Origin of the sequence: Herbaspirillum sp. UBA812 (genome assembly GCF_002296545.1) — a bacterium.
Taxonomy (GTDB): domain Bacteria; phylum Pseudomonadota; class Gammaproteobacteria; order Burkholderiales; family Burkholderiaceae_D; genus Herbaspirillum; species Herbaspirillum huttiense.
Genome location: NZ_DBIC01000076.1, coordinates 1 through 2896, shown reverse-complemented (window position 1 = coordinate 2896; position 2896 = coordinate 1). Strand labels below are relative to the sequence as shown.

Here is a 2896-nt window from a genome sequence, read left to right as displayed (position 1 = left end):
AACTCCCCCAGCCGCTGGGACGACGAAGCCGCCGGCATCATCCTGGCGGCCGGTGGCGGGGCCATGGGCGTGCGTTTCGGTACCGAGAAGGAAGCGGCTGCCGGCATCATCCTGCCGGCCGATGCGGCCACGGTCGATTCCATGCCGGAAGAAACCGACGGCCTGCCTGGCGACACCCCATCGCCACGCACCCTGCAGAGCACCGTGGGCCTGGTCTGGCGCGCCTTGCTGCTGTGGATGTTCCTGTTGCTGCTGCTGTCGGTGGCAGTGTGGATGGGCTAGGCGACTGGTCCTTGAAGAAGCGGGCTCAGGCCCGCTTTGTTTTTGGGAACGCGATTCTCGCCAACCCGGTATACTTCCGACTTCACTTCAGAAGGCCGCCACGTGCAGGAATACATGTATTGCCCGCAGGGCATGAGCGGCACGCAGTAGCCGGGGGAGACCGGTAGAAGCCAAGTCTTCTATAAGATATAATACTTACTTCCGCAGGCACCCAGGCAGTGGATCGCCGAGGCACCGCGGACTCCAGGGCTCCGGTCCCACCAGGACAAGGGCATTCGGTTGCAAGCGCTTTAGAAGAATGCATGTATGGCTGATCCCATCAAACCCGCAAACGCACCGGCCAAAGAATTCATCATCCTGGGCAAGACCTCGGATGGCCGGCAGTTCCGCCCCAGCGACTGGGCGGAGCGCCTGTGCGGCGTGATGTCGTGCTTCCGTCCCGAAGGCAGTGGCGGTCGCAATGCACACCTGAAATATTCTCCCTACGTGCTGCCCACCCACATCGATGGCGTGCGCTCGGTGGTGGTCAACGAAGCCCTGCGCGAGCTGGAGCCGCTGGCCTATCACTTCGTGGTCAACTTCGCCAAGGACAACGACCTGCAAGTGGTCGAGGCCTGTGTGCTGCCGGATCCGCCCAAGGACAACAAGGCCGGCTGATTCCTCGCCGCGATCGCTGCGGCAATCCGCCGTCCCGGTCTGCCTGCCGCATTGCCGTACCCTCGCCAGCTTCATGCCGCCGCTTCCTGCGGGCGGTCCCGCCAGCCGTTACACTAGATGTCACATTGCCGGTCTCGTCGGTGACTCAGCCTTCAGCTTGCGACAGAGTCTCACGGGATCATCGGGCCGCCTGCGGCCCTCTTATCACGGAGAACCAGCATCATGAACCACCGCATGGAGCGCGATACCTTTGGCCTGATCGAAGTCCCTGCCGATCGCCTGTGGGGCGCGCAGACCGAACGTTCGCTGCACCACTTCCACATTTCCACCGAGCGCATGCCGGCTGAGCTGATCGTGGCCCTGGCCGCCGTCAAGCGCGCCTGTGCCGCCGTCAACCGCGACCTGGGCAAGCTGGACGGCAAGAAGGCTGACGCCATCATCGCGGCGGCCGATGAGGTCATCGCCGGCAAGCATCCGCTGGAGTTTCCGCTGTCGGTCTGGCAGACCGGTTCCGGCACCCAGAGCAACATGAACATGAACGAGGTGCTGGCCAACCGCGCCTCCGAACTGCTGGGCGGCGTGCGCGGCGAAGATCGCCTGATCCACCCGAACGACGACGTCAACCGTAGCCAGTCCTCCAACGACATCTTCCCGACCGCCATGCACGTGGCGGCCTGCATGGCCGTGGCCACGCACCTGATTCCCTCGCTGCACACCCTGCGCGCCACGCTGGCGGACAAGTCCGCGCAGTTTGCCGACATCGTCAAGATCGGCCGCACCCACCTGCAGGACGCCACACCGCTGACGCTGGGCCAGGAGTTTTCGGGCTACGTGGCCCAGCTGGATCATGCCGAGTCGGCCATCATCGCCACCCTCAACGCCATCTCCGAGCTGGCCGCTGGCGGCACTGCGGTCGGCACTGGTTTGAACGCGCATCCCGAATTCGGCGAGCGTGTGGCTGCCGAGCTGGCCAAGTATTTCGGTTTCCCCTTCAAGACCGCGCCCAACAAGTTTGCCGCGCTGGCCGGGCACGATGCCCTGGTGGCCGCGCACGGCGGACTCAAGACCCTGGCGGCAGCCATGATGAAGATCGCCAACGACGTGCGCTGGCTTGCTTCCGGCCCGCGTTCGGGGCTGGGCGAGATCACCATTCCCGAGAATGAGCCGGGCAGTTCCATCATGCCGGGCAAGGTCAATCCGACCCAATGCGAAGCCATGACCATGCTGTGCGCACAGGTGTTCGGCAATGATGTCGCGCTCAACATTGGCGGCGCCAGCGGCAACTTCGAGCTGAACGTGTTCAAGCCGGTGATCATTCACAACTTCCTGCAGAGCGTTCGTCTGCTGGGTGATGGCATGGCCAGTTTCGAGGAACATTGCGCGCGCGGCATCGAAGCCAACCACAGCCGCATCGGCGAGCTGATGGAAAAGTCGCTCATGCTGGTGACGGCCCTGGCCCCGCACATCGGTTACGACAAGGCTGCCAAGATCGCCAAGCAGGCGCATCACGACGGCACCACCCTGAAGCAGGCAGCGCTGGCGCTCGGTTATGTGACGGAAGAACAGTTTGCCGAGTGGATCAAGCCGGAGCAGATGACGCGGCCGGGTTGAGCGTGATATGGTTAGTTGGTTGCAGGGGCGCTGCAGGCTTTAAGTTACCCAGAACTGCGACCATAAACGGCCTTGAAAAAGGCCGTTTTCTCTTTCAGGTCTTGCTTCGATGCGACGGTACTTGCTGATTCAAAAGCCAAAGCATGCATCGTCACCGACCGGCTTGCCTTGTCGGATTTCGTATTCACACGTGGGCTGTTGTGTTGCATCGGTAGGTACCCTCGTGACAGACCGTCTGATGTTATCAGCGGATCGCATGTCAATCGCCTGATCGATGAGTTGATCATGCAGACGTATCTCGCATTCTTGGTAGGTGTAGCGATTGATGATCTGTTTGCTGGCGCTG

3 protein-coding genes and 1 pseudogene are annotated in these 2896 nt (G+C 62.3%); all 4 read left to right on the top strand.

Annotation, left to right across the window (positions count from 1 at the left end; genetic code table 11):
• Nucleotides 1-282: pseudogene (locus B3873_RS04865) on the top strand (cobalamin biosynthesis protein CobD); the annotation flags it as partial.
• A gap of 306 nt (nt 283-588) precedes the next feature.
• Entirely contained in the window at nt 589-939 is a 351-nt protein-coding gene (locus B3873_RS04860) for a DUF3579 domain-containing protein (protein WP_008327247.1), read from the top strand.
• A 222-nt stretch (nt 940-1161) separates the two neighbouring features.
• Complete coding sequence (fumC, locus tag B3873_RS04855) at nt 1162-2550, top strand: class II fumarate hydratase (protein ID WP_039786109.1); 1389 nt, start codon at nt 1162-1164, stop codon at nt 2548-2550.
• Between the two features lie 72 nt (nt 2551-2622).
• The coding region (locus B3873_RS04850) for a hypothetical protein (protein WP_286864341.1) at nt 2623-2896 on the top strand (274 nt) is incomplete at its 3' end.

Coding starts and splice junctions, on each gene's coding strand:
- B3873_RS04860 (WP_008327247.1), top strand. CDS start 589: ATGGCTGATCCCATCAAACCCGCAAACGCACCGGCCAAAGAATTCATC.
- fumC (WP_039786109.1), top strand. CDS start 1,162: ATGAACCACCGCATGGAGCGCGATACCTTTGGCCTGATCGAAGTCCCT.